Annotated in this window: 13 protein-coding genes; 2 read left to right on the top strand and 11 right to left on the bottom strand. The window is 59.7% G+C overall.

Annotated features, from left to right (window positions below; translation table 11 throughout):
• The first annotated feature begins 262 nt into the window (after positions 1–262).
• The gene (locus ACIQH5_RS08535) at positions 263–3,706 is read left to right on the top strand and encodes a chitobiase/beta-hexosaminidase C-terminal domain-containing protein (RefSeq protein ID WP_400402079.1); all 3,444 of its coding nucleotides are present in this window, start codon (positions 263–265) and stop codon (positions 3,704–3,706) included.
• Positions 3,707–3,786: 80 nt separating this feature from the next.
• Here the strand turns inward: ACIQH5_RS08535 and ACIQH5_RS08530 are convergent, their stop codons facing one another.
• The 10 genes from ACIQH5_RS08530 to ACIQH5_RS08485 form a co-directional block, all read right to left on the bottom strand.
• Positions 3,787–4,743, bottom strand: coding sequence for a glycosyltransferase family 2 protein (locus ACIQH5_RS08530; protein WP_400402078.1), 957 nt, complete (start codon positions 4,741–4,743; stop codon positions 3,787–3,789).
• A 3-nt stretch (positions 4,744–4,746) separates the two neighbouring features.
• The gene (locus tag ACIQH5_RS08525; protein ID WP_167263114.1) at positions 4,747–5,232 is read right to left on the bottom strand and encodes a GtrA family protein; all 486 of its coding nucleotides are present in this window, start codon (positions 5,230–5,232) and stop codon (positions 4,747–4,749) included.
• Positions 5,233–5,234: 2 nt separating this feature from the next.
• The gene (locus ACIQH5_RS08520; protein ID WP_400402076.1) at positions 5,235–7,337 is read right to left on the bottom strand and encodes a DUF6541 family protein; all 2,103 of its coding nucleotides are present in this window, start codon (positions 7,335–7,337) and stop codon (positions 5,235–5,237) included.
• A 71-nt stretch (positions 7,338–7,408) separates the two neighbouring features.
• A complete protein-coding gene (locus ACIQH5_RS08515) occupies positions 7,409–8,140 on the bottom strand; it encodes an ABC transporter ATP-binding protein (RefSeq protein ID WP_400402075.1) in 732 nt (243 codons plus the stop codon).
• Complete coding sequence (locus ACIQH5_RS08510) at positions 8,141–8,998, bottom strand: ABC transporter permease (RefSeq protein ID WP_400402074.1); 858 nt, start codon at positions 8,996–8,998, stop codon at positions 8,141–8,143.
• Between the two features lie 2 nt (positions 8,999–9,000).
• Positions 9,001–11,007: a glycosyltransferase gene (locus ACIQH5_RS08505; RefSeq protein WP_400402072.1), complete on the bottom strand. Its 2,007-nt coding sequence runs from the start codon at positions 11,005–11,007 to the stop codon at positions 9,001–9,003.
• Positions 11,004–12,188 carry a UDP-galactopyranose mutase gene (gene glf, locus ACIQH5_RS08500; protein ID WP_400402071.1) on the bottom strand — a complete coding sequence of 395 codons (1,185 nt, stop codon included), beginning with the start codon at positions 12,186–12,188 and terminating at the stop codon, positions 11,004–11,006. Before glf ends, ACIQH5_RS08505 begins: the two co-directional genes overlap by 4 nt.
• Positions 12,189–12,372: 184 nt before the next feature.
• Positions 12,373–13,359: a Gfo/Idh/MocA family oxidoreductase gene (locus tag ACIQH5_RS08495; RefSeq protein WP_400402069.1), complete on the bottom strand. Its 987-nt coding sequence runs from the start codon at positions 13,357–13,359 to the stop codon at positions 12,373–12,375.
• Positions 13,359–14,450: a DegT/DnrJ/EryC1/StrS aminotransferase family protein gene (locus ACIQH5_RS08490; protein WP_024817357.1), complete on the bottom strand. Its 1,092-nt coding sequence runs from the start codon at positions 14,448–14,450 to the stop codon at positions 13,359–13,361. Before ACIQH5_RS08490 ends, ACIQH5_RS08495 begins: the two co-directional genes overlap by 1 nt.
• Positions 14,447–15,064 carry an acyltransferase gene (locus tag ACIQH5_RS08485; protein WP_105690648.1) on the bottom strand — a complete coding sequence of 206 codons (618 nt, stop codon included), beginning with the start codon at positions 15,062–15,064 and terminating at the stop codon, positions 14,447–14,449. The genes ACIQH5_RS08490 and ACIQH5_RS08485 overlap by 4 nt, the downstream gene beginning before the upstream one ends.
• A gap of 181 nt (positions 15,065–15,245) precedes the next feature.
• Here ACIQH5_RS08485 and ACIQH5_RS08480 point away from each other — a divergent pair, with 181 nt between their 5' ends.
• Complete coding sequence (locus ACIQH5_RS08480; RefSeq protein ID WP_400402068.1) at positions 15,246–19,451, top strand: FtsK/SpoIIIE domain-containing protein; 4,206 nt, start codon at positions 15,246–15,248, stop codon at positions 19,449–19,451.
• On the opposite strand, the gene ACIQH5_RS08475 is transcribed toward ACIQH5_RS08480, so the two are convergent.
• Positions 19,412–19,912: a hypothetical protein gene (locus ACIQH5_RS08475; RefSeq protein WP_400402065.1), complete on the bottom strand. Its 501-nt coding sequence runs from the start codon at positions 19,910–19,912 to the stop codon at positions 19,412–19,414. The two genes, ACIQH5_RS08480 and ACIQH5_RS08475, sit on opposite strands and share 40 nt — an antisense overlap.
• Positions 19,913–20,058 lie beyond the last annotated feature (146 nt).

The raw sequence follows: 20,058 nt of genomic DNA, 5'->3' as shown, positions 1-20,058 counted from the left end.
ACCCGACCAAAAGCATCACCAGCGGTACTGCCATTGCCCACGATTTGCGCATTCGAACCTCCACCACCATCGTGCGGGGCAAGCACACAACGGTCAAGCATTGGCCTCGTCAAATAGCCTTTCGGGCGGTTTTTATGAGATCCCCTAGTGACAAATGGGAAAATTGGTGGAAGATGTACTAAGACGCAGCCGGAAACGGCGTGGGGCGAATAACCAATGCATGCGGAGCTGGGGAGCATCCGAATGAAGTGGGGATCCCTCGGTGGACACGCGCAATCGCAGTGTTCTTCAGCTTGGTTTGGCATGTCTTGCCTTCGCCGTTCGCTCAAGAACCTCTCAACCAACCGCCCGAAAAACCGTCCGCTATTTAGCGGGTGACGGGCGGCAACGCCACAAGGTCACAGCGGTTCTTGCCACCGCCAGCCTGGCCACGGCGGCTCTGACCGGTGTACTCACCGCAGGGCCGGCCTTCGCCGACCAAGCGCGCCAAACAGTGGCCACGGGCCTGACCAAGGCATCCGGAATCGTCGAGGACCCCGATGGTCGACTGTGGGTATCGGATGCCCGCGCGGGTTTCTGCCGTGTCACCGAAACCAGCGGAGCAGCCACGGGAGTCATCGAGACGGGCACCTGTCTCGGGGGAACACTCCCGGGACACGGTGACGGCCCCGCACTGGCCGGTACACCCGCCATGATCGATCCGTCACCCGCCTCTGCCGGCAGTGGTGACGAAATCGCATTCATTCCGGATGCTGCCGTCGGAAGTTCCGATGTTGTGCGCGCACGCTGGAATCCTGATGAGTCGGCCTTCGACTACGACGGTTCGTTGACCATTTTTGACAGCGATCTTCGGCCCAATGCGGTCAGCGACGGTCCGGACGGGAACATCTACCTGTCGTTTGCGAACGCGCGCTCCATCATCAAGATCGTGGACCCCACAGCCCTCCACCCCAGCATTGAATCGATCGCCTCGGTGAACTCGAAGTCCTTGAGCCTGGCCGCCACGCACCGGAACAGCTCCGGCAACGTGGTGGTCTACGTGGCTGAGACGTCAGGCTTGACGGTCTTCACCGCTCCCGACGACGGCGTGCTGACCAACTTCGTGCCGTCGCCGCTGTACAACGTCGGCAAGCCGACGGCTCTCTACTACGACTGGCAGTCACCCCTGGTTCTCTACACCGGTACCGGCGGCGGAACCACCACGGCCGACGCCGGTAAGGACACCATCTCCCGCATTGACCTGAGCACGGACACTGTGGACAACCAGTGGGCTCTTGGTTTCAGCAAAATCGGTGGCCTGTCCATGCGTAACGGCAAGGTACTGGTCATGGAGGATCCGGGGCAGTTGGATCCGGCCAAGCCCACCGAACGCGGTAGGTTGCTGACCTTGGGAGGCGTGGTCCCCTCCATCATCAGTGGTCCGACGGCGGCCAACGGAACCCAGGCCGCAAACCCGGCATTCACCAATGATTCCACCCCCACCTTCACTGTCACGTCCACCCCGGCGGGCGGAGCACTGGAGTGCAGCCTGCAACTGAGCACCGCGACGCCGGTGTGGCAGATCTGCACTGGCGGTACCTTCACGCCGGCCGCAGCGTTGGCCAACGGCGCCTACACGTTCTCAGTCCGGGCTGCACCCTCGGGTCTGCCTGTATCGCGCTCCTTCACAGTCGATCTGACGGCACCTGCCGCGCCCGTGATCACCGCACCCCTTGCCGGGTCGACAGTTAACGGCAAGCCTGTACTGGGGGTAACTTCCGATCCCGACTCCACACTGAGCTGCTCGGTCGATTCCACCACCACATTCACCGCCTGCAGCAACGGCTACGTTTACAACCTCACGACAGCGGGCCAGCACGTCCTTGGAGTGAGGGCCACTGACATGGCAGGCAACATCAGCCCGGTGGCTACGGTTACGGTCACGGCTGACTTGACGGCTCCACAGGTTGCCATCACTGAGCCAGCGGAAGGCGCAACGGTAGGCATCTCGCCTTCGTTCACTTTCACCTCGTCGTCACCGGATATTGCCGGTTTCAGGTGCAAGCTGGGCTCCAACGCCTTTACTGAATGCACCTCTCCAAAGGTGTACACGGACGTTCCCAGTGGTCCTGCAACCTTCACAGTGGAGGCCAGGGACAACGCAGGAAACACAGCCACGGCATCGCGGAATGTGACGGTTTTCGCTCCTGACACCACCGCGCCGGTAGTTACTGCTGATCCAGTCGGCGGAACCTACGGGCCAAACAAGACCGTTGCTCTTTCGGTCAATGAAGCGGCCACCATATTCGTCACAACCGACGGTTCCACCCCCACGACGGCCAGCCCCGTCTATGCCGGGCCGATCCCGTTGACATCCATGACGCTGAAGTACTTTGCCCGGGACACAGCAGGAAACACCTCCACAGTGACCAGCCAAAGCTATGTCGTGGACAACGTTCCTCCCACCCTCACGGTGTCCCCCGCAACCGGCGGCTATGCCTCCGGACAGCAGGTCACCATGTCATCAAATGAGGCGGGGAGCATCTTCTACACCACCGACGGCACCACGCCGGTAACATCCGCTACCGGCACCACCAAGGCCTACACCGCCGCGTTCGCCCTGATCGCGAACACCACGGTCAAGGCAGTGGCTGTGGATGCATTCGGCAACGCGTCTGCAGTGGAAACCCGCGCCTACACGGTGCTGGACACCACACCTCCAGTGGTCACTGCAACCCCACCAGGTGGCAGCTACCCTGCGAATCAACAGATCACGCTGGCATCAAACGAGCCGGGATCCAGCATCTACTTCACCACGAACGGCGCAAATCCCACGGCTACTGCCGGCAACAAGTACACGGCACCGATCACCCTGACGGCAGCCATGACGCTCAAGTACTTCGCCGTGGACACCTCCAACAACAGTTCCGCCATCGTGGCGCAGAACTACACGGTGGTAGCCCCTCCGGCCAACATCTGGAAGGACTACACCGGCGATGCCAAGAACGACGTGTTGGCAAGGGACAACAGCGGCACCTTGTGGCTGTACCCGGGAAATGGAACCGGTGGTTGGCTGACCCAGAAGTCCCTGGGGACCGGATGGAACTCGCTGAACGCGATCATCCCCACCAAGGACTTCAACGGTGACGGTCGCAGCGACATCCTGGCACGCGACACCAACGGGGTCCTGTGGCTCTACCCGGGCAACGGCAACGGCGGATTACAGACCAGGGTCCAAGCAGGAACGGCCTGGCAAGGCATGACGCTTATCCTCGCACCAGGGGACTTCAATGGCGACGGCAAGGCCGACATCCTGGCCAGGGACTCTGCCGGCGCCTTGTGGCTCTACCGTGGCAACGGTACCGGTGGCTTCATATCAAGCGCGCAGGTGGGCGCCGGATGGAATGCCATGAATGCAATCCTCAGCACCGGTGACTTCAATGGCGACGGCAAAACCGATGTTCTTGCCCGCGACACATCCGGCATCCTCTGGCTGTACCCGGGCAATGGAACAGGCGGGTGGCTCAACAGGGTCCAAGTAGGAAGTGGTTGGAGCGGAATGACCGCCATACTGGGGCCCGGTGACTTCAACGGCGACGGCAAGAACGATGTCCTTGCCAGGGACTCGGGGGGCAACCTCTTCCTCTACCCGGGTAACGGAACCTCCGGCTGGCTTTCCCGCAGCCAAGTGGGTTGGGGCTGGGGAGGATTCACCTCCCTCCCGTAGCTGAACGGGTTGCACAAAGGGGAGAGCCCGGACGCGTGATGCGTCCGGGCTCTCCCATGTGTCTTCTTGTGTTTGGCCTTCTAGGTGCGTTCCTTCATGGGGTGCATGGAAGGCCTGTTGGGACTGGCTTGAATGTCCAGCTGCAACGAGACCAGCAGCATCTGCACGCCCAGCACAAACGGCACCACAGCGAGCATCACCGACCCTGCCGTGGGCGAACCCACGCTGGCTGCCAGGACCCAGATCCCAGCCACCAGGCCCATGACGATCAGTGCGATCCCGGCAATGAGCAGGAGAGCCACGGCGGAGAAGGACCACACCATGTACTTCCACCACACCCGGCGCCAGAAACCACCGAAAAGCATCGCCAGCAGTTCCGGGATAACCTTCCGGAGCTTGATGCTGGACACCTCATTGCCGTACACGGCCGGAATGGGAACGTCCACAATCGGCACGTCCAGGATGTTCAGGTGGATGAGAAGGTCATTCTCGAAGCTGTAGCGGGCAGCTACCTTATTCATAGGAAGACGGCGGAGCACCTCGGTCCGAATCGCGGTGTAGCCATTCTGAGGATCGAAGATGTGCCAGTAGCCGGAGGCCAGCTTTGTCATGAAGGACAGGACAATGTTGCCGAAGATACGGTAACCGGGCATGCCGGCAAACGACTCGCCGGAGAAGAACCTGTTGGCCTTGGCGAAACCGTAGCCTTCGACCACAGGGTCCAGCAGTTGCGGAAGGTAATCGGGATCCATCTGCGCGTCGCCGGCCATGACGACGTTGATGTCAGCACCCAATTCCATGGCAGCCTTGTGGGCTGTCAGGACAGCGCCACCTACGCCCTGGTTGACCTCGTGGCGGATCAAGGTGACCCTGCCGTCGTCGGCCCGGCGGGCAGCACCAGAGGTGTCGTCCGGGCTGCAGTCATCAACAATGACAATGTCATCGACAAAGTCGGGCATCGTTTCGATCACCCGTGCAATGTGGTTTTCTTCTTTATAGGCCGGTACTACCGCGGCTATTCGAACGCCTCGATACATCGATTATCCTTCGCTGCTGTTAGGTGTGAGTTTTTGGGCCGGCAAGCCGGAGTCAGGCTCGCCATTTACAGGTTCAGTGGCGTTCTTCACCTGCTTTTGCTGCGGGAAGATCCAGTGCTTATAGATGAAGTAGTTCCACCCCATGGTGACAATCGTCGCAACTACTTTACCCACTACATATCCGGCACCCAGGAACTGGAAGAGCTCCACGATGCCCATGACTGCCACGGTGTTGAATGCCAGAAGGACCGAATACCTGAGAACGCCGCCCAGTGCAGTGCCGCCGCCGTTGAAGGCAAAATGGCGCTGCAGGAAGTAGTTGAAGAAGAAGCTGCCCCAGAAACCGGCTCCTGTGGCGAGCCACAGGGGCCAGCCGAAGACCTGGAAACACAGAGCAAGCAGGCCAAGGTCAACCAGGAAGCTCAGGCCGCCCACCACAAGGAACTTGAACAGGCTCGAGGCCATGAACTTTCCGATGAAAGCTTTCATGATCAGCAGATCCTTCCTAGCGGGGCAATACCATCAGGCTTGGTGTTCTCAAGGATTCCAGAGACACCGTCAAGCTGAAGACGATCCTTGGATGCGGCGTCGAACGCTTGCTTGCCGCCAGGGAGCTGGCTCCAGTCGATCTGGTACAGAGCCGCGTTGCCTTCACGCTGCACGAGCTTAAGGTACGGGATGGAATCCGGCTGTGTCAGGCCCGGCTTGGGCTCATCCCACGCACGGATGCGTCCGTCAGCAATGTAGACCCACTCGATGCCGAGCTCGGAAGCAGCGGCACGTGCGGAATCGTCGGTGGCGAGATCACCCAACTTCTGAAGGACCAGCAGCTGCCGGTTGGTGGGAAGGATCTCGAAGTGGCGGATCATAGGCATACGGTTCCCGAGTGCATACATCCACACAGAACCGTCGCAGGAATCGTTCAGCACGGTCGCATCCTGCGGCACATAACGGTCCATGGAGCTGAGCAGGTCAACCTCGGATTTACTGAGCGTTGCACCGTCCACCTTGGTGTTAATGTTGATCCGCTCCGCGTTCTGCTTGAAGTACGGGATGGCGGCAATGCCGCTGACCAAGAGCACGGCAGCTGCAACGGCGGCCGTCAGTATGGGGCTGCCCTTCCGAGACGAGCCTGTCTCCTGGTTGGTGGATCGGGACGCACGGATCCTTCCAACAAGCCAAGCAACTCCCTCTGCCACTTGGGCAACACCAAGGCCTGCCAGCGGAATGAGGAGCATGACGAGGATGCCGAAGATCCGCCACTGGTCATCGTAGAAGGGAGCGGTCAACGACATGAACCGTGGGTTGTCCGTACCCATGGTGTAAACCGAGAGGAAGGCGAACGCCAGGACGGGACCGAAGTACCACCACATGCGGATCCTGAAGACCAGCGCAAGGCAGCCCAACGCCACCATGCCCGTCAGGATGGGCATGGCCATGGAGCCATGATTCAGGAAAATAATGTTCTGGATGGCGCCGTTGCGGTCCGTGTCGGCTGCCCAAACCTGCTTGGAGACCCGCTCGGATTCTTTCAACATCTGGGTAATGATGGGCAGCCCCAGGATGACGGCCAACATACCCGATATGGCCAGGTAGATGGTGATCCCCAGAATTCTTCCCTTGCGCCGTATCAGCGCGGACAGCATCCAGAAAACCAGTACCGGGAGGACCACGAAGGCCAAGGACGGGTGAACGGCGATCAGGCCCACTGCACCGAAAGCGATTCCAGGAATCCAGAACTTCCGGCGGTCCACGGCGCCTTTGACAGCAAGGTACACAAAGGGACCCACCAGCAGCATCCCGGCAAAGAACGGAATCAGCGGACCGCGCCACAGCAGGTCGTAGGGGTACACCGTGAACCAGCCTGACACGGCACCCGCGGCTGCCACGGCAAGGGGGCGGCGGGTAACCACCATGGTCAGCGCCATGGTGCTCAAGGGCAACTGAACGCCCATCATCATCAGGACGAAGACGTTCAGGAACACGGGGATGCTGACGCCGCTCATCGGCCAGAAAAGCGAGAGCACGGCATGGAAGGCGATCGGGTAACTCCGGATCGGTGCTTCGGCAATGTTGGTGTCGTAGTAGGCAAAGTTGCCCGCGATGCTGGGGTCCCACTCGTGATTGACCGAGATCAACCGGATCATGTTGGCATGCCAGGGTATGTCCCAGTCCTGGTTTATCCCCAGAAGGCCTTCTGTGCCAACGGTCCACGACACCGCGGCAACGGCACCGCCGGCCACCAGACCAGCGCCGATGACCCACCAGGTCCCCTTGAAGTGGTGCTTCCCAAAAATGCTCTTTACGGGAGGGCTGTCGAACTTATCCGGGAAACGGCGCTGGAACGCCATCCGCGCCACAAATAGCACCGCGGACAACAGAACCAGAACCAGTACGACGGGCAGTAACTGCCAGCTCAAGCCCAGGGCATTGCCCATGACGCCTATAACGGTCAGAACGCCCATGCCCAGGAGCGGAGCCACCACGGGCAGCAGAATCCGACGCACGCCCAGCGCCTCGCCGAGGAGCCAGCCTGGCCCCCACCACAACGCAACGATCAGGAGTACACACAACAGCAGCGGGCCGATACCCATTCCTACGATCGCCTTTCTTAGATGCTCTTACCAGCCATCCGTTGACAGACGACTCTTACAATTGATGTCGGTTAGTTGCGTTCCCGAAGCCAGGCGACTGCCTGATCCGCGGGTCCCTCGAACTGCACCGTTCCCGAGGACAGGACGACGCCGCGGTCACAGATACGCGAGATCATGTCGAGGTCATGACTGACCACCACCAAGGTTCTTCCCTCGTCGGAGAGCTGCTTGATCTTGGCCAAACACTTCCGCTGGAAGGGTTCGTCGCCCACGGCCAGGATCTCGTCCACCAGGAAGATGTCCGGCTGGGTATGGACCGCAACGGCGAAGGCGAGGCGAAGGAACATACCCGACGAGTAAAACTTCACCTCGGTGTCGATGAACTGCTCTATTTCGGAAAAGGCAACAATCTCGTCGAACTTTTCGTTGATTTCCTCTTCGGTCATTCCCAGGATCGCCGCGTTCAGGAAGACGTTCTCCCGGCCGGATAAGTCCGGGTGGAAACCCGCGCCGACCTCGATGAGTCCGGCTACCCGTCCCTTGGTGCGGACCGTTCCCTTGTCCGGCAGAATAACTCCGGATATGAGTTTCAGCAGGGTGGATTTGCCTGAACCATTGAAACCCAGCAGGGCCACGGTCTCACCGGGCTGGATCTCGAAGCTTACGTCGTGGAGGGCGTCAAACTTCTTGCTAAGATCGCTCTTCCGTCCCTTCACCAACCAGACGAGAGTCTCCTTCAGGGAGTGAGAATGGCGTAGGTTGAAGGTCTTTTTCAGGCCTTTGACAATAATTGCGGCGCCCAATCAGACCTCCTGCGCAAAGTGGCCCTCAAGTCGTCGGAAGACGATTTGGCCGATAATAAGGAACAAGGCTGCCATGCCGAGGCCGATGAGCCCGGTCCACATCAGGTGTGGTGGCAGTTCCACAGGTCGATCCACCGTGGGATACCAGAAAGCCCAGTGAAACAGTTCGACTGCTACGGTGATCGGGTTCAACTGATATATGACCAATACCCACTCGGGTGCCAGCCGTCGGATCATAGTCCAGTCGTAAAGCACCGGAGAAGTCCAGGTAACGATCATCATCAACATATCAACAATGTTCTCGGCATCACGGAAGAAGACATTGATGGCCCCGGCCAAAAGGCCCAGCCCAGTCGCAGTTACCGCCACGATAACAAAGCCCAATGCAGCCCCGACGAGCTGCATAATGTCCGGGGTCCAACCGCTGAGCAGCGCTGCCGCCAGCAGGACCACAAGCTGAGGGAGGAAATGAACAGCCGCAACCCACACTGAAGCGACAGGGAACAGCTCCCTTGGAAGGTAAATCTTTTTAACCAAGGCAGCATTGGACACTATCGATCTCGTTGCGTTGGAGAACGCTTCCGAGAAGAAGTTGATGACTATCACGCCGGAGAACATGTACAACGCGTAGTTGGGAATCTGATCCCCCACGCGAAGCACAATCCCCAGAGCAAAGAACAGCACTACGTATTGGACCAGCGGCTTTACGTAGGACCATGCAAGTCCTAAGACAGAGCCGCGGTACCTTACACGGAGTTCCTTACGTACTATCAACTTTAGGAGGTAGCGGCGACGATATACGTCAAGCAGCCCCGCACCTACACCGGGAACAGCATATGTATCAGTGGAAGTCGTCATTGCTACTTGCTGGGCTCCGATGCTTCGAATGTTTCCCGCCACGCTTCCATGGAAGTAATTTCAGGAAGGGCATTCTGGTACTGCACCCGGAGGTTCTCCCAGTTGGAGAAGAGTTGGGCGTGAAGCTTTGCAGATTCGACCACCAACTGCCGTGCCATCTTGGGATCCCGCAAATGCCAGGAAGCGCCTGTGCCGTCTGCGTTCGACACGACGGCGCTGTCCAGGTGCGCCAGGCTCCACCATTTGCCATCCTGATGGGCTACGTGGGCTTCAGGGTTAGCTTTCGCGGTATCGCGAACGGGCGCCAGCGTCTGCTTGAGGACAGTCTTCACTGCCCAGGGAAGCAGACCCAACGCACCCGGCTGTTTGTAAGACTGCGGCTTCTTCGGGGGCCGCTTGCGGAAGACCTCGGGGAACGCAGCGGGGTCTGTCTTGACCTGCGAGTCCGGGAACTCCTCACGCATCGCACGGAGCTTCGGCATGGTGGTGGGCAATTGCTTGTGCAGGTTACCCGGCCCGGCCAGGACATCGCGGAGAGCCATCACGCGGGCCTGCTCCGGGTAATACTGCATGGACACCAGGTGCTTGACGTCCGTGTTCAAGCTCTCCCGCAGAATTCGCCCACCCTTGGGGAACGGGGAGTGCAGGAGAGTGGCGATGAGACGGTTGCGTTCGTGGTAGTAGGCCTGCCAGTCCACGGAGTCGTCCTTGTCAGCCCACGAGACATGCCAAACAGCTGCTCCCGGGAGCGTGACTGTGGGGAAGCCTGCTGCGCGGCCCCGGAGAGAGTACTCAGCGTCATCCCACTTGATGAACACAGGAAGGGACAGGCCGATGGTTTCAACAACGGTCTTGGGGATGAGGCACATCCACCAGCCGTTGTAGTCAGCGTCCCAACGACGGTGCAACTGCGGAGTGGAGCGAAGACCGGCATTGGAGAAGTCGTGATTGCCAAGTCCTTCCACGGGTCCCCAAAGGAACCTGTAGAAGTTGACGACCTCTGAGTACGCGTGCAGGACGGATTTGTTGTACATGTCGAACATGTGGCCGCCAACGATGGTGGGCTTGCGGCAGAGGTCGGCAAACGCCACGGCGCGCATTACACCCTCTGTTTCCAGCTCAATGTCGTCGTCCAGCAGCATGACGTAGTCGCTCTTGTCGGAAACGACCATCTCGTACATGTTCCGGGCGAATCCACCGGAACCACCCAGATTGCCCTGGTTGATGATCCGGAGTTGGTCACCCATGGACTCAGCAACGGTATCGAAGCCGACTTCGTCAGCTACCTTCTTGTTGCCCTGGTCCACGATGATGAGCTCGGCAAGTATTTCCCGGAGACCCGCGTCAGCATCGATGGACTTGATGGTCTCGAGGCAGTAATCGGCACGGTTGAACGTCGTGACGCCGAGGGTGACGCGACCCTGCGGGCGGCCTTCATCCGGCACAGCCCAATGAGCGCTCTTGAGCGTCATGCCATCGCCGCCTGCAATGAGGTCGAACCAGTACCAACCGCCATCTCCGAAGGGAGCCAAGGTCAAATCGAAATCATTGGTGGACGATCCCTCCACCAGAATCGAATCAACGCGCTGCGCCGCGCCACGGGCGTTGGAACGGTACACGATGACCGTTCCTTCGCCCTCGGTTTCAATGTGGAGCACGGTCTTTGTGGCAATGGTCCATTTGCGCCAGTAGCTGGCAGGGAAAGCATTGAAGTAGGAACCGAAGGAAAGTCGCTCACCGCGACGGACCTGAACGGAGCCGCGGCCCAGGATGTCTTCCGGGTGGAGTTTCCGTGCCATGCCGATTGCTTGCACATCGGCGCTCCCGCCGCTCTTTTGGACCTTGTTGGTGTCAGGGTCCACATACAGCGGCAGTGTGTCGAGATCGCGGTTGGCGGGAAAAATCACGCGCTGGACAATCCGCAAGTTCTGTTCCGTCGATGCCGGGGTTTCAGCGGCAGTAGTGGCCGTCATGGCAATCTCCTGGCTTTCGTTTGTTGTAGCGGTCATGCGTCCACTCCCCCGCTTTCAAGCTTGGCGCCGCCGGTGAAGTGCGGCTTGATCTTGTTGTCGTACATGGACATGGCCGAACCGATGGCCATGTGCATGTCGAGGTACTTATAGGTTCCCAGGCGGCCACCGAACAGAACCGATTTCTCGCCCTTGGCAAGATCACGATAGGCCAGCAGCTTCTGGCGGTCCTCAGAAGTGTTTACCGGGTAATACGGCTCGTCGCCCTTTTCGGCAAAGCGCGAGAATTCGCGCATGATGACCGTGGCGTCCTTGGTGTAATCACGCTCGGGGTGGAAGTGGCGGAACTCATGAATGCGCGTGAACGCAGCATCAGCGTCCGGGTAGTTCATCACAGAACAGCCCTGGAAGTCCTCAATCGGGAGGACCTCCTCTTCGAGATCGATGGTGCGCCATGAGAGATCGCCTTCGGCATAGTCGAAGTAACGGTCAACCGGACCCGTGTAGACAACCGGCACTTGACCCAAGACCGAAGACCGGCCAAACTCGCCGTCGTCGAAGAAGTCTGTGTTCAGGACTACCTCAATGTTGGGGTGATCCGCCATGCGTTCAATCCACGCGGTGTAACCGTCTACCGGCAGACCCTCATAGGTGTCATTGAAATACCGGTTGTCGTAGTTGTAGCGCACAGGAAGCCGCGAGATGATTTCAGCCGGCAGGTCCTTCGGGTCCGTCTGCCACTGCTTTCCCGTGTAGTGCTTAATGAAGGCCTCGTAGAGAGGGCGTCCAATGAGTTGGATGCCCTTATCATTGAGGTTCTCGGGATCGGTACCCGCCAGCTCGCCAGCCTGCTCGGCAATGAGAGCCTTTGCTTCCGTGGGGCTCATAGCTGAGCGGAAGAACTGGTTGATGGTGCCCAGGTTAATGGGCATGGGGTACACCTCACCCTTGTGGCTGGTGTACACCTTGTGCTGGTAATTGGTGAACTTGGTAAACCTGTTCACATATTCCCAAACACGTTCATTTGAGGTGTGGAAGAGGTGGGCACCGTAGCGGTGTACCTCGATTCCGGTCTTCGCCTCATTCTCGCTGTAGGCGTTTCCACCAATGTGGTGGCGGCGATCGAGTACCGCAACCTTCAGCCCCAACTCGGTGGCGGCGCGTTCTGCAATGGTCAGGCCAAAGAAACCCGAGCCGACGACGACGAGATCAGCGTTCACAAACTCTCCTGTGTATTGGCGTGCGGGCACAGAGATGCCCACGTCTACCTGTCAAGGCTACCCGACGTGACCGAGGTTCCCCGTATCGGAGGACGGTACCCGCCTGCTCTGGGCAGCTCTCCAAACGGCAAAGGGAGACCGGCCCTTGGCCAATCTCCCTTTGTCCGATGGGCAAAGAGCCCACTCAGAGCGTGATCACTGAGCCGGACTTCGCGGAATCCAGGACCGCTTCCGCGACCCTAAGGGTCTCGAGGCCTTCGGCCATCGTCACGATGTTCAGTGACTTGCCAAGCACCGCATCGCGGAAGGCTTCGTGCTCCATCTTGAGGGGCTCACGTTTCGCCAGGGCAAAGCGAGTTGAAGATCCTTCCGAAACTCCCCGGAACGCCGCGACGGAATCCCAATCCGTTTGAAAAGTGCCGTTTTCAATGAACGTGAGGTCAGCGGAAATGGTGTCTGCAATAAAGGCTCCGCGTTCACCGAGAACAACTGTGGTGCGCTCCTTCATCGGCGAAAGCCAGTTCACGATGTGATTTGTTACCACACCGCTCTTAAGGTGGCCTATGGCCGTAACCATGTCTTCGTGCTCTCGGCCACTTCGGGAGGTGGTGTGCGCTACGACGTTGACGAAGTTGCTGTGCGCGAGCCAGGCAGTGAGATCAATATCATGTGTTGCCAAATCTTTAACGACGCCAACATCGGCAATTCGTGCGGGGAAAGGGCCTTGTCGCCGGGTACTAATTTGGTACACGTCGCCCAAGTCACCGTTCTCCAGCCGTTCACGCAAGCTCTGAAGGGAGGGGTTGAACCTCTCGATGTGGCCAACCGCGCCGATGAGGCCCTTCTTTTCGAACGCTTCAGCGATACGACGGCCTGATTCGGAATCACTGGCAATCGGCTTCTCTACCAGGCAGTGGATGCCGGCGTCTGCCAACTGCAGGGCGACCTCCTCATGGAGGATGGTAGGCACAGCCGCAACCGCCATATCGATGCCCTGATCGATCAGTTCCTCGACGGAATTATAAACAGTGAGTCCGTCGGCCACATTGTGAGGATCCCCGAAGGAGTCAGCGACGGCAACGAGGTCGACGCCTTCAAGCTCGCGGATAACGCGGGCGTGGTGGCGGCCCATCATCCCCAGTCCGATGAGGCCTGCACGCAAATTTGCCACTAGCTTCCTGCCTTCGCAATGGCGTTGACCGCGGAAACGATGCGGTCAAGGTCGTCCTGGCTCAGCGACGGGTGTACCGGGAGCGACAATACGCTGGCCGCGGCTTCCTCCGTGACGGGCAGGTCATCCGAGGTCTGGAAAGGAGCGAGGCGGTGGTTGGGGATGGGGTAGTACACGCCACAGCCCACGTTGTATTCCTCGCGCAGTGCCTTCGCGAAACCGTCACGGTCCTCAGCAATGCGGATGGTGTACTGGTGGTACACGTGCTCGTAGCCCTCAGAAACCTTGGGAGTGACAACACCCTCGATGTTGGCGTCGAAGAAGGCAGCGTTCTCCTGACGGGTCTTGGTCCAGGCATTGATTTTGGTCAGCTGAACGCGACCGATTGCGGCGTGGATGTTGGTCATTCGCGCGTTGAAGCCAACAAGCTCATTTTCGTACTGGCGCTCCATGCCCTGGTTGCGAAGCAGCCGGAGTCGACGCTCGACGTCGGGCAGGCCGGTGCTGACCATGCCACCTTCGCCGGAGGTCATGTTCTTGGTGGGGTACAGGCTGAACATAGCGAAGTCACCGAAGGTACCCACCTTCCGGCCGTTGACTGCCGCACCGTGTGCCTGGGCTGCGTCTTCGAATACCTTCACGCCGTGCTTGGAAGCGACCGCGCCGATTCCGTCCACGTCAAAGGGGTGGCCGTAGAGGTGAACGGGCATGATGGCAGCCGTGCGGTCCGTGATTTTCGATTCAACGGATGCGGGATCAAGGGTGTAGTGATCCAGGTCCACGTCAGCGAAGACAGGAGTCGCTCCCGTCAAAGCCACGGAGTTGGCCGTGGCAGCGAACGTAAACGACGGAACAATCACTTCGTCGCCCGGACCGATGCCCGCAGCCAGCAGTCCGAGATGCAAACCGGAGGTGCCGGAGTTGACTGCTACGGCAGCCCTGCCATCGAGGAGGACCTGAGAGAATTCCTGCTCAAAGGATGCAACCTCCGAACCCTGTGCGAGTTGGCCGGAGGCCAAGACAGCCTCTACTGCCTTGCGCTCGTCATCTCCAATGATGGGTTTAGCGGGGGGAATGAATTCGGGGCTCATGCCTCTACCTCTCGAAGGGTCTCGTTCTGTTCAACATATGTGGCGCCGGTCTCCGGGCACACCCAGTTCTCACCTGTGCGCTGCAGCGGGAAACCAGCTTTTCCGACCCAACCGTGGCGTTTGGCCGGAACTCCGACCATCAGGGCAAAATCAGGGACGTCTTTGGCGACAACTGCACCAGCAGCCACGGTGGCCCACCGTCCAATTGTCACTGGTGCGACGCACACGGCGCGGGCGCCGATTGAAGCACCTTCACGAATGGTTACACCAACGGGTTCCCAGTCGTGAGCGCTCTTCAAACCGCCATCCGGGCTAACCGCCCGGGGGTAAGTATCGTTTGTGAGTACTACAGCCGGGCCGATGAAGACGCCGGCCTCCAGTACCGCAGGCTCGTAGACAAGTGCATAATTCTGGACTTTGCAGTTGTCCCCCATCTTGACCCCGGTGCCTATGTAGGCACCGCGTCCCACGATGCAATTGACGCCCAATTCGGCCTGCTCGCGGACTTGGGCCAGATGCCAAATCTTTGATCCGTCACCAATTACCGCCTTGTCTGAAACATCGGCGCTCTCCGCAACCACTATCACCGGTGAAGGTCCTTCCTCATTGAGCACACGCGACAACGAGATTCATCTTAGCTGAGACACCATGCCACGGTGTCAAGGCGGTGTCTGTGCGGGCTCTGGCAGAAGTTGTCCACATAGGACATAACGGCCCCAGCGCTTGAGTTCGCAGGGCCGTAGCGTGATGTGAGCCAGCCCGACAAATATCCGCCACGTCGTAGAGGAAGAGCCCATGGCCTTGGAGTGCACATTGGTACGCGCCCCTGGTGCCGCCGAAACGACGGAACCGGAGGAACTCAGCATCGCTGTCCCGGACGGCACATCCGGTACCCAAGTGGAGCAGCTTCTCAGGAATGCACGTGGGACAGGGATCCTTTCCGTCGGCGGACAACCCCTGACCACTCTTACGGTGGGAGAACCACCTCTCATTCCAGGCGCCGTCCTTGTGGACAATGCACCGCGTCATCCGGGCGGGAATGACATTTCGTCACCCCTGCTGCTTCTTACCCACTCAGGCCCTGGGGCAGGCTCCATCTTCCGGATTCAACGTGGCCGATACCGAGTCGGAAGGGCTTCGACCGAAATCCTTGTGCCGGATCCCGGGATGTCCAGGGAACACGCCATCGTGGAAGTTTCCAGCACAGCCCTCGTGCTGCGGGCGGTACGCGGCGCGAACCCGGTGTTCGTGGACGATCGGTCCATCAAGCGAACATTGCTGACGTCCGCGTCCACTGTGCGATGTGGAAACTCCACTTTCGGTGTTGTTACGAACAGCGATCCTTACCCGCCGATTTCCGGCGATGCAGGCCTGTCCATTGAAGAACCACTGGAAGTACCTCACACCCGTCGCCACTCCAACCGTTCGGCTATGGCACTAGCGGCCGTACTGCCGTTGATAGCCGGAATCGGGCTCGCCGTGGCAACGGGTATGTGGATGTATTTGGGCTTCACCGCAATCTCTGCGATTAGCCTTCTCGTCCCGTTGATCGCAGGGCGGAAAGGCCGGCTGCAGGGCCGGCTGGCCATAGCGCGGGCAGTCCAGGACGACCTCGAACGCAGGCGCCGATGCTCGCCATCGGCAGCAGAGCTGCTTCTAGCGGTTAGCGGCCCCTCTTCAGCGGAACAGCTGACGAAGAAACCTGCCAGGAGAGATTCAACAGACACCCCGCCGGCGGCACTGGCGGCAAATCCCCGCACTCAGGGGCCCGGTATATGGCTCCGCCTCGGAATCACGCAAACCGTGGCAAACATTCAGCTGGTTCCTGAGGATCCACACTTTCGGCAACCACCAATTGGGGCGGCTGCGATGACTTTGGATCCCGGGTACCCCGAAGTGACCCTTTGCGGACAGCCCCATCACACAGATGCTTTGCTTCGTTTCATCTTGATGCAGTTAGCCGGTTTCCCGGGTGCCGCGGAAACGCCGGTCATCATTCTTGGGCGGCTCGGAAGGTTGCCGTTGAGCGCACGGTTCCTCCCCCGCGTCACGCTGACAAGCAGCCTGCACGCTGCCCTTGCGGCGTTGCAGCAAACGAACGGAAGTGTGAGAGGCAGACTCTTCATGGTCGATGATCATCCACCCGACGACTCGGAATTCCGCTCGGCCCTCCTGAAGGCCGCGCGATCCGCCGGGTGGCAAGTGATCAGATGCTGCATTTCGTCCCAACGTTCATCGGTGGTTATCGAAATTTCGCCATCCGGAACTGTCGGCTACCTGGAGACGGGCGCCCAGCGCCGGCCGTTCGTACCGGACTTTCTTTCCGCCGAAGTCTTTGACAGGTTCTGCCGTAAGGCACCTGCCACGTCATTCTCTGAAGGTCATGGCACAGTGATTCCGGAGGCATGTTTTCTGGCTGAGTTGCTCCCCCACGGGCAGCGCAGAGTACTCCGCAGATGGACCGAGTCGACCGGGCATAACGGTCCCACCGCCATGTTGGGAGCGGGCCACGACGGTCAGGTGACCTTCGACTTCAAGCTCGACGGTCCACATCTATTGGTAGCCGGAACCACAGGATCCGGTAAATCCGAACTCCTGAGGACGCTTGTGGCTTCCATCGCTTTGAGTCATTCTCCGGATCACACAACGTTTCTGTTCTTCGATTTCAAGGGCGGTTCGGGTTTGCAGCCACTTGCACGTCTTCCGCACTGCGTCGGACTACTGACAGACCTCAGCAAGCACCATTTGGAGCGCGCTCTTGTTTCGTTGCGTGGTGAGATCCGATACCGCGAACAAATATTCGCTGGCGCCAACGTGTCTGATCTTGCGCAGTACAGGCGAGCGGCCTCCGAACAAGACCCAAATGTGCCGTATTTGATCCTGGTGATCGATGAGTTCCGCATGCTGGTTGACGAAGCTCCAAACGCTCTCCGTGAGCTCATGCGCATCGCGACCATCGGGCGCTCCCTGGGCATTCATTTGGTGATGGCTACCCAGCGGCCCCAGGGGGCACTGACCGCAGACATCCGGGCAAACGTGACCTCAAGCATAGCCATGCGGGTGCAAACGGAAGCAGAATCCATGGACATCATCAACACTAAGGCGGCCGCCTCCATAAGCGTGGAGTCTCCGGGGCGGGCTTACCTTGCCAAAGCTTCGAGTAGCCCCGAAGAGTTCCAAACAGCCTCACTATCGCTCACCCCCGGCTTTGCCGTACCTGGCCCAGGGCTCGGCAGTTCACTGGAGTCCGTGCAGTCGGCCTCCCAGGCTTTGCAGCAACGTTGCGACGTCCGGAGTGTTTCCAGTCAGCAAAGCGCACTCCCGGAAGCTGGTCCCGAGTGGGTTGTTTCGATAGCACACGGGGCTTGGCGGTCGTTTGGCAAACCTCTTCCCAGACGTCCCATAGCAACGCCACTGCCCACATCAATCCCTTGGGGCGAACAGATTAGTGCTGGGGCAGGGAATGGGTCCGGGGTGACAGACCAGTGGACAGTGGGGCCGTTGGCGATCGTCGACAGGCCGACGCATCAAATGGTGGAACCACTGCTGTGGTCGCCGTCCGAAGACGGCCACCTGGCCATGATCGGCAGCGACTCCAGCGGCATGAGGGAATGCTTCAGGGCCTCGTCCGCGATGCTTGCTACCCGGAAACCCCAGCCCCATCTATATATCCTCGATGCGACGGGCACGCTTGGCCACCTCGGCGGCGAGAGTCGGATCGGCGCCGCTGTGGGCCTGCACCAACTTCACTTGGCAACGCGGGTCTTGAAACGCCTCGCCGCAGAAATGGAGCGCCGACGAAGCGCTGGTGTATTCGGGGTAGGTGATTCACCCTTGGTCTTGATCGTGGCGGGGTGGTGCTCATGGGCCACTGCGCTCCGGACAGGGCCCTTCGGTTATGCAGAAGGAATCCTGCAAGACATCGTCAGGGACGGTTGTTCCCTTGGCGTCACTGTGCTCATTTCAGGTGAAAGGGAACTCGTCAGCTCGCGCTTTTTTGCTGCGATACAGAATCGCGCGTATTTTCCCTCGGGATCCACTGAAGAGTCCCGGTTCCACTGGCCGCGACTCCCGGACATGGAATCACTACCAGGGCGCGCGGTCGTCATGGGAAATTTTGCTGGAGAAGACGGCACCGTGGCGCAGTTTCGCGGCGCCCCGGTAAGCGGGCTGTGGCCATTCGAAGACCTCGAGCCCTCCGAACCGCCGTTCCGGGTACGCCCACTCCCCGGCCTTCTACTCGCTGACGACTTTACGGCCCTGCTGGCCACGTTCCCACGGCAATTGTCGGGCGGACCCGGTGGCGGGATGATGATCCAGCCTACGAACGCCCGAGCCGAAAACTCCCGTGGGCAGGCGCCACTTTGGATCGGCGTCGGTGGAGATGAAGCCGACCCCGTAGCCATGCCTCTCCGCGAAAACGGCGTCACCACTATCCTCGGTGGCCCACGTTCTGGAAAGAGTTCCGCTCTGGCGTCACTTCCTGCCCTAAACCCTAGGGTTCCATGGATTTTCCCGCCGGAAGCGTCCAAGTCCGGGGCCTTTTGGGTTTCCATCGCCTGCGAGGCGGAAGCGGGAAGCGTTGACCCCAACAGCATCCTGCTCGTGGACGACGCCGATTCACTGGAGCCCCAAGGCCGTCAGGCCTTGGCTGGCTTGATCGGAAGAGTCCGTGGCATCATCCTGACGGCAACACCAGGTCCGTCCCTGCTTCTGCATCTCCCGCTTGCAAAGGAAGCGCAAGCTTCCAGCATGGGTTTGGTGTTGTCGCCCGGGACGCCCCATGACGGCGACCTTCTTGGCGTGAGACTTGAAGCCGATCGGGACAGGCGCCCGGGTCGCGGCTTCCTCATCGACGGGGCGGCGATAAAGCCCGTTCAATGCGTGTTCACCGCAGGTTTTCCGCGACGTGCGGAAACCGTTGAGGCGCAGCCACGGAAGCTCCGGAAGCCCTCTGATGTTCAGAGTGCCGCGGACGTTCCCCCAGTTCGTGAGGCGTAGGCCACGACGTCATTCTGAAAAAGGAAAACAATTGCAGCCAACGCCGGAAGAAGCATCGCCAGCCCCTGCCATACCAGGCCACCGGTCATCGTGGGAAAGCCAATAGTGAGGACAAACAACTGGGCCACCAAAGCTGCTGCACGAGTCCATCTGTAGCCGCGGAACAGGAAGTGGCCGACGGCGAACAACCATACAGAGAAGGCCAGCAGCAGGCCAAGGGTGAAAACGGCTCCCCAGAAAGTCAGCACTGGAGCACCGCTAAGAAGTTCAAATGCGTACCAGGCCGCGGCACCGAGGAGGGCGAGAGCTTCCAGCAGAACAACCACTGAAATAATCACAATTCCCAAGGGCCGGCGAGCTACGCCGGGTCTGTTCGAAGCGAGGTTCCCCGCCGCATCGGAATCATCACTTCCGTCCGGGCCGGAGACGGGCTGGGCTGGGTTTACGGGAGGTCTTGACACACTGGCACACTACCGGACATAGTCATCTAGCAGTGAGGGCACTGGCGGCTGATGTGATGCATCGCTCACGGATTCCGAGCATTTCGACCACTAACACCCCTTGTTTACAAGGCGTTAACATGAAACGCTTGACTCAGACGACCAAG

It is taken from the genome of Paenarthrobacter sp. NPDC091711 (genome assembly GCF_044756605.1).
Classification (GTDB): domain Bacteria; phylum Actinomycetota; class Actinomycetes; order Actinomycetales; family Micrococcaceae; genus Arthrobacter.
The sequence above is the reverse complement of the archived record's forward strand: the minus strand, read 5'-3'. Positions and strand labels throughout refer to the sequence as shown.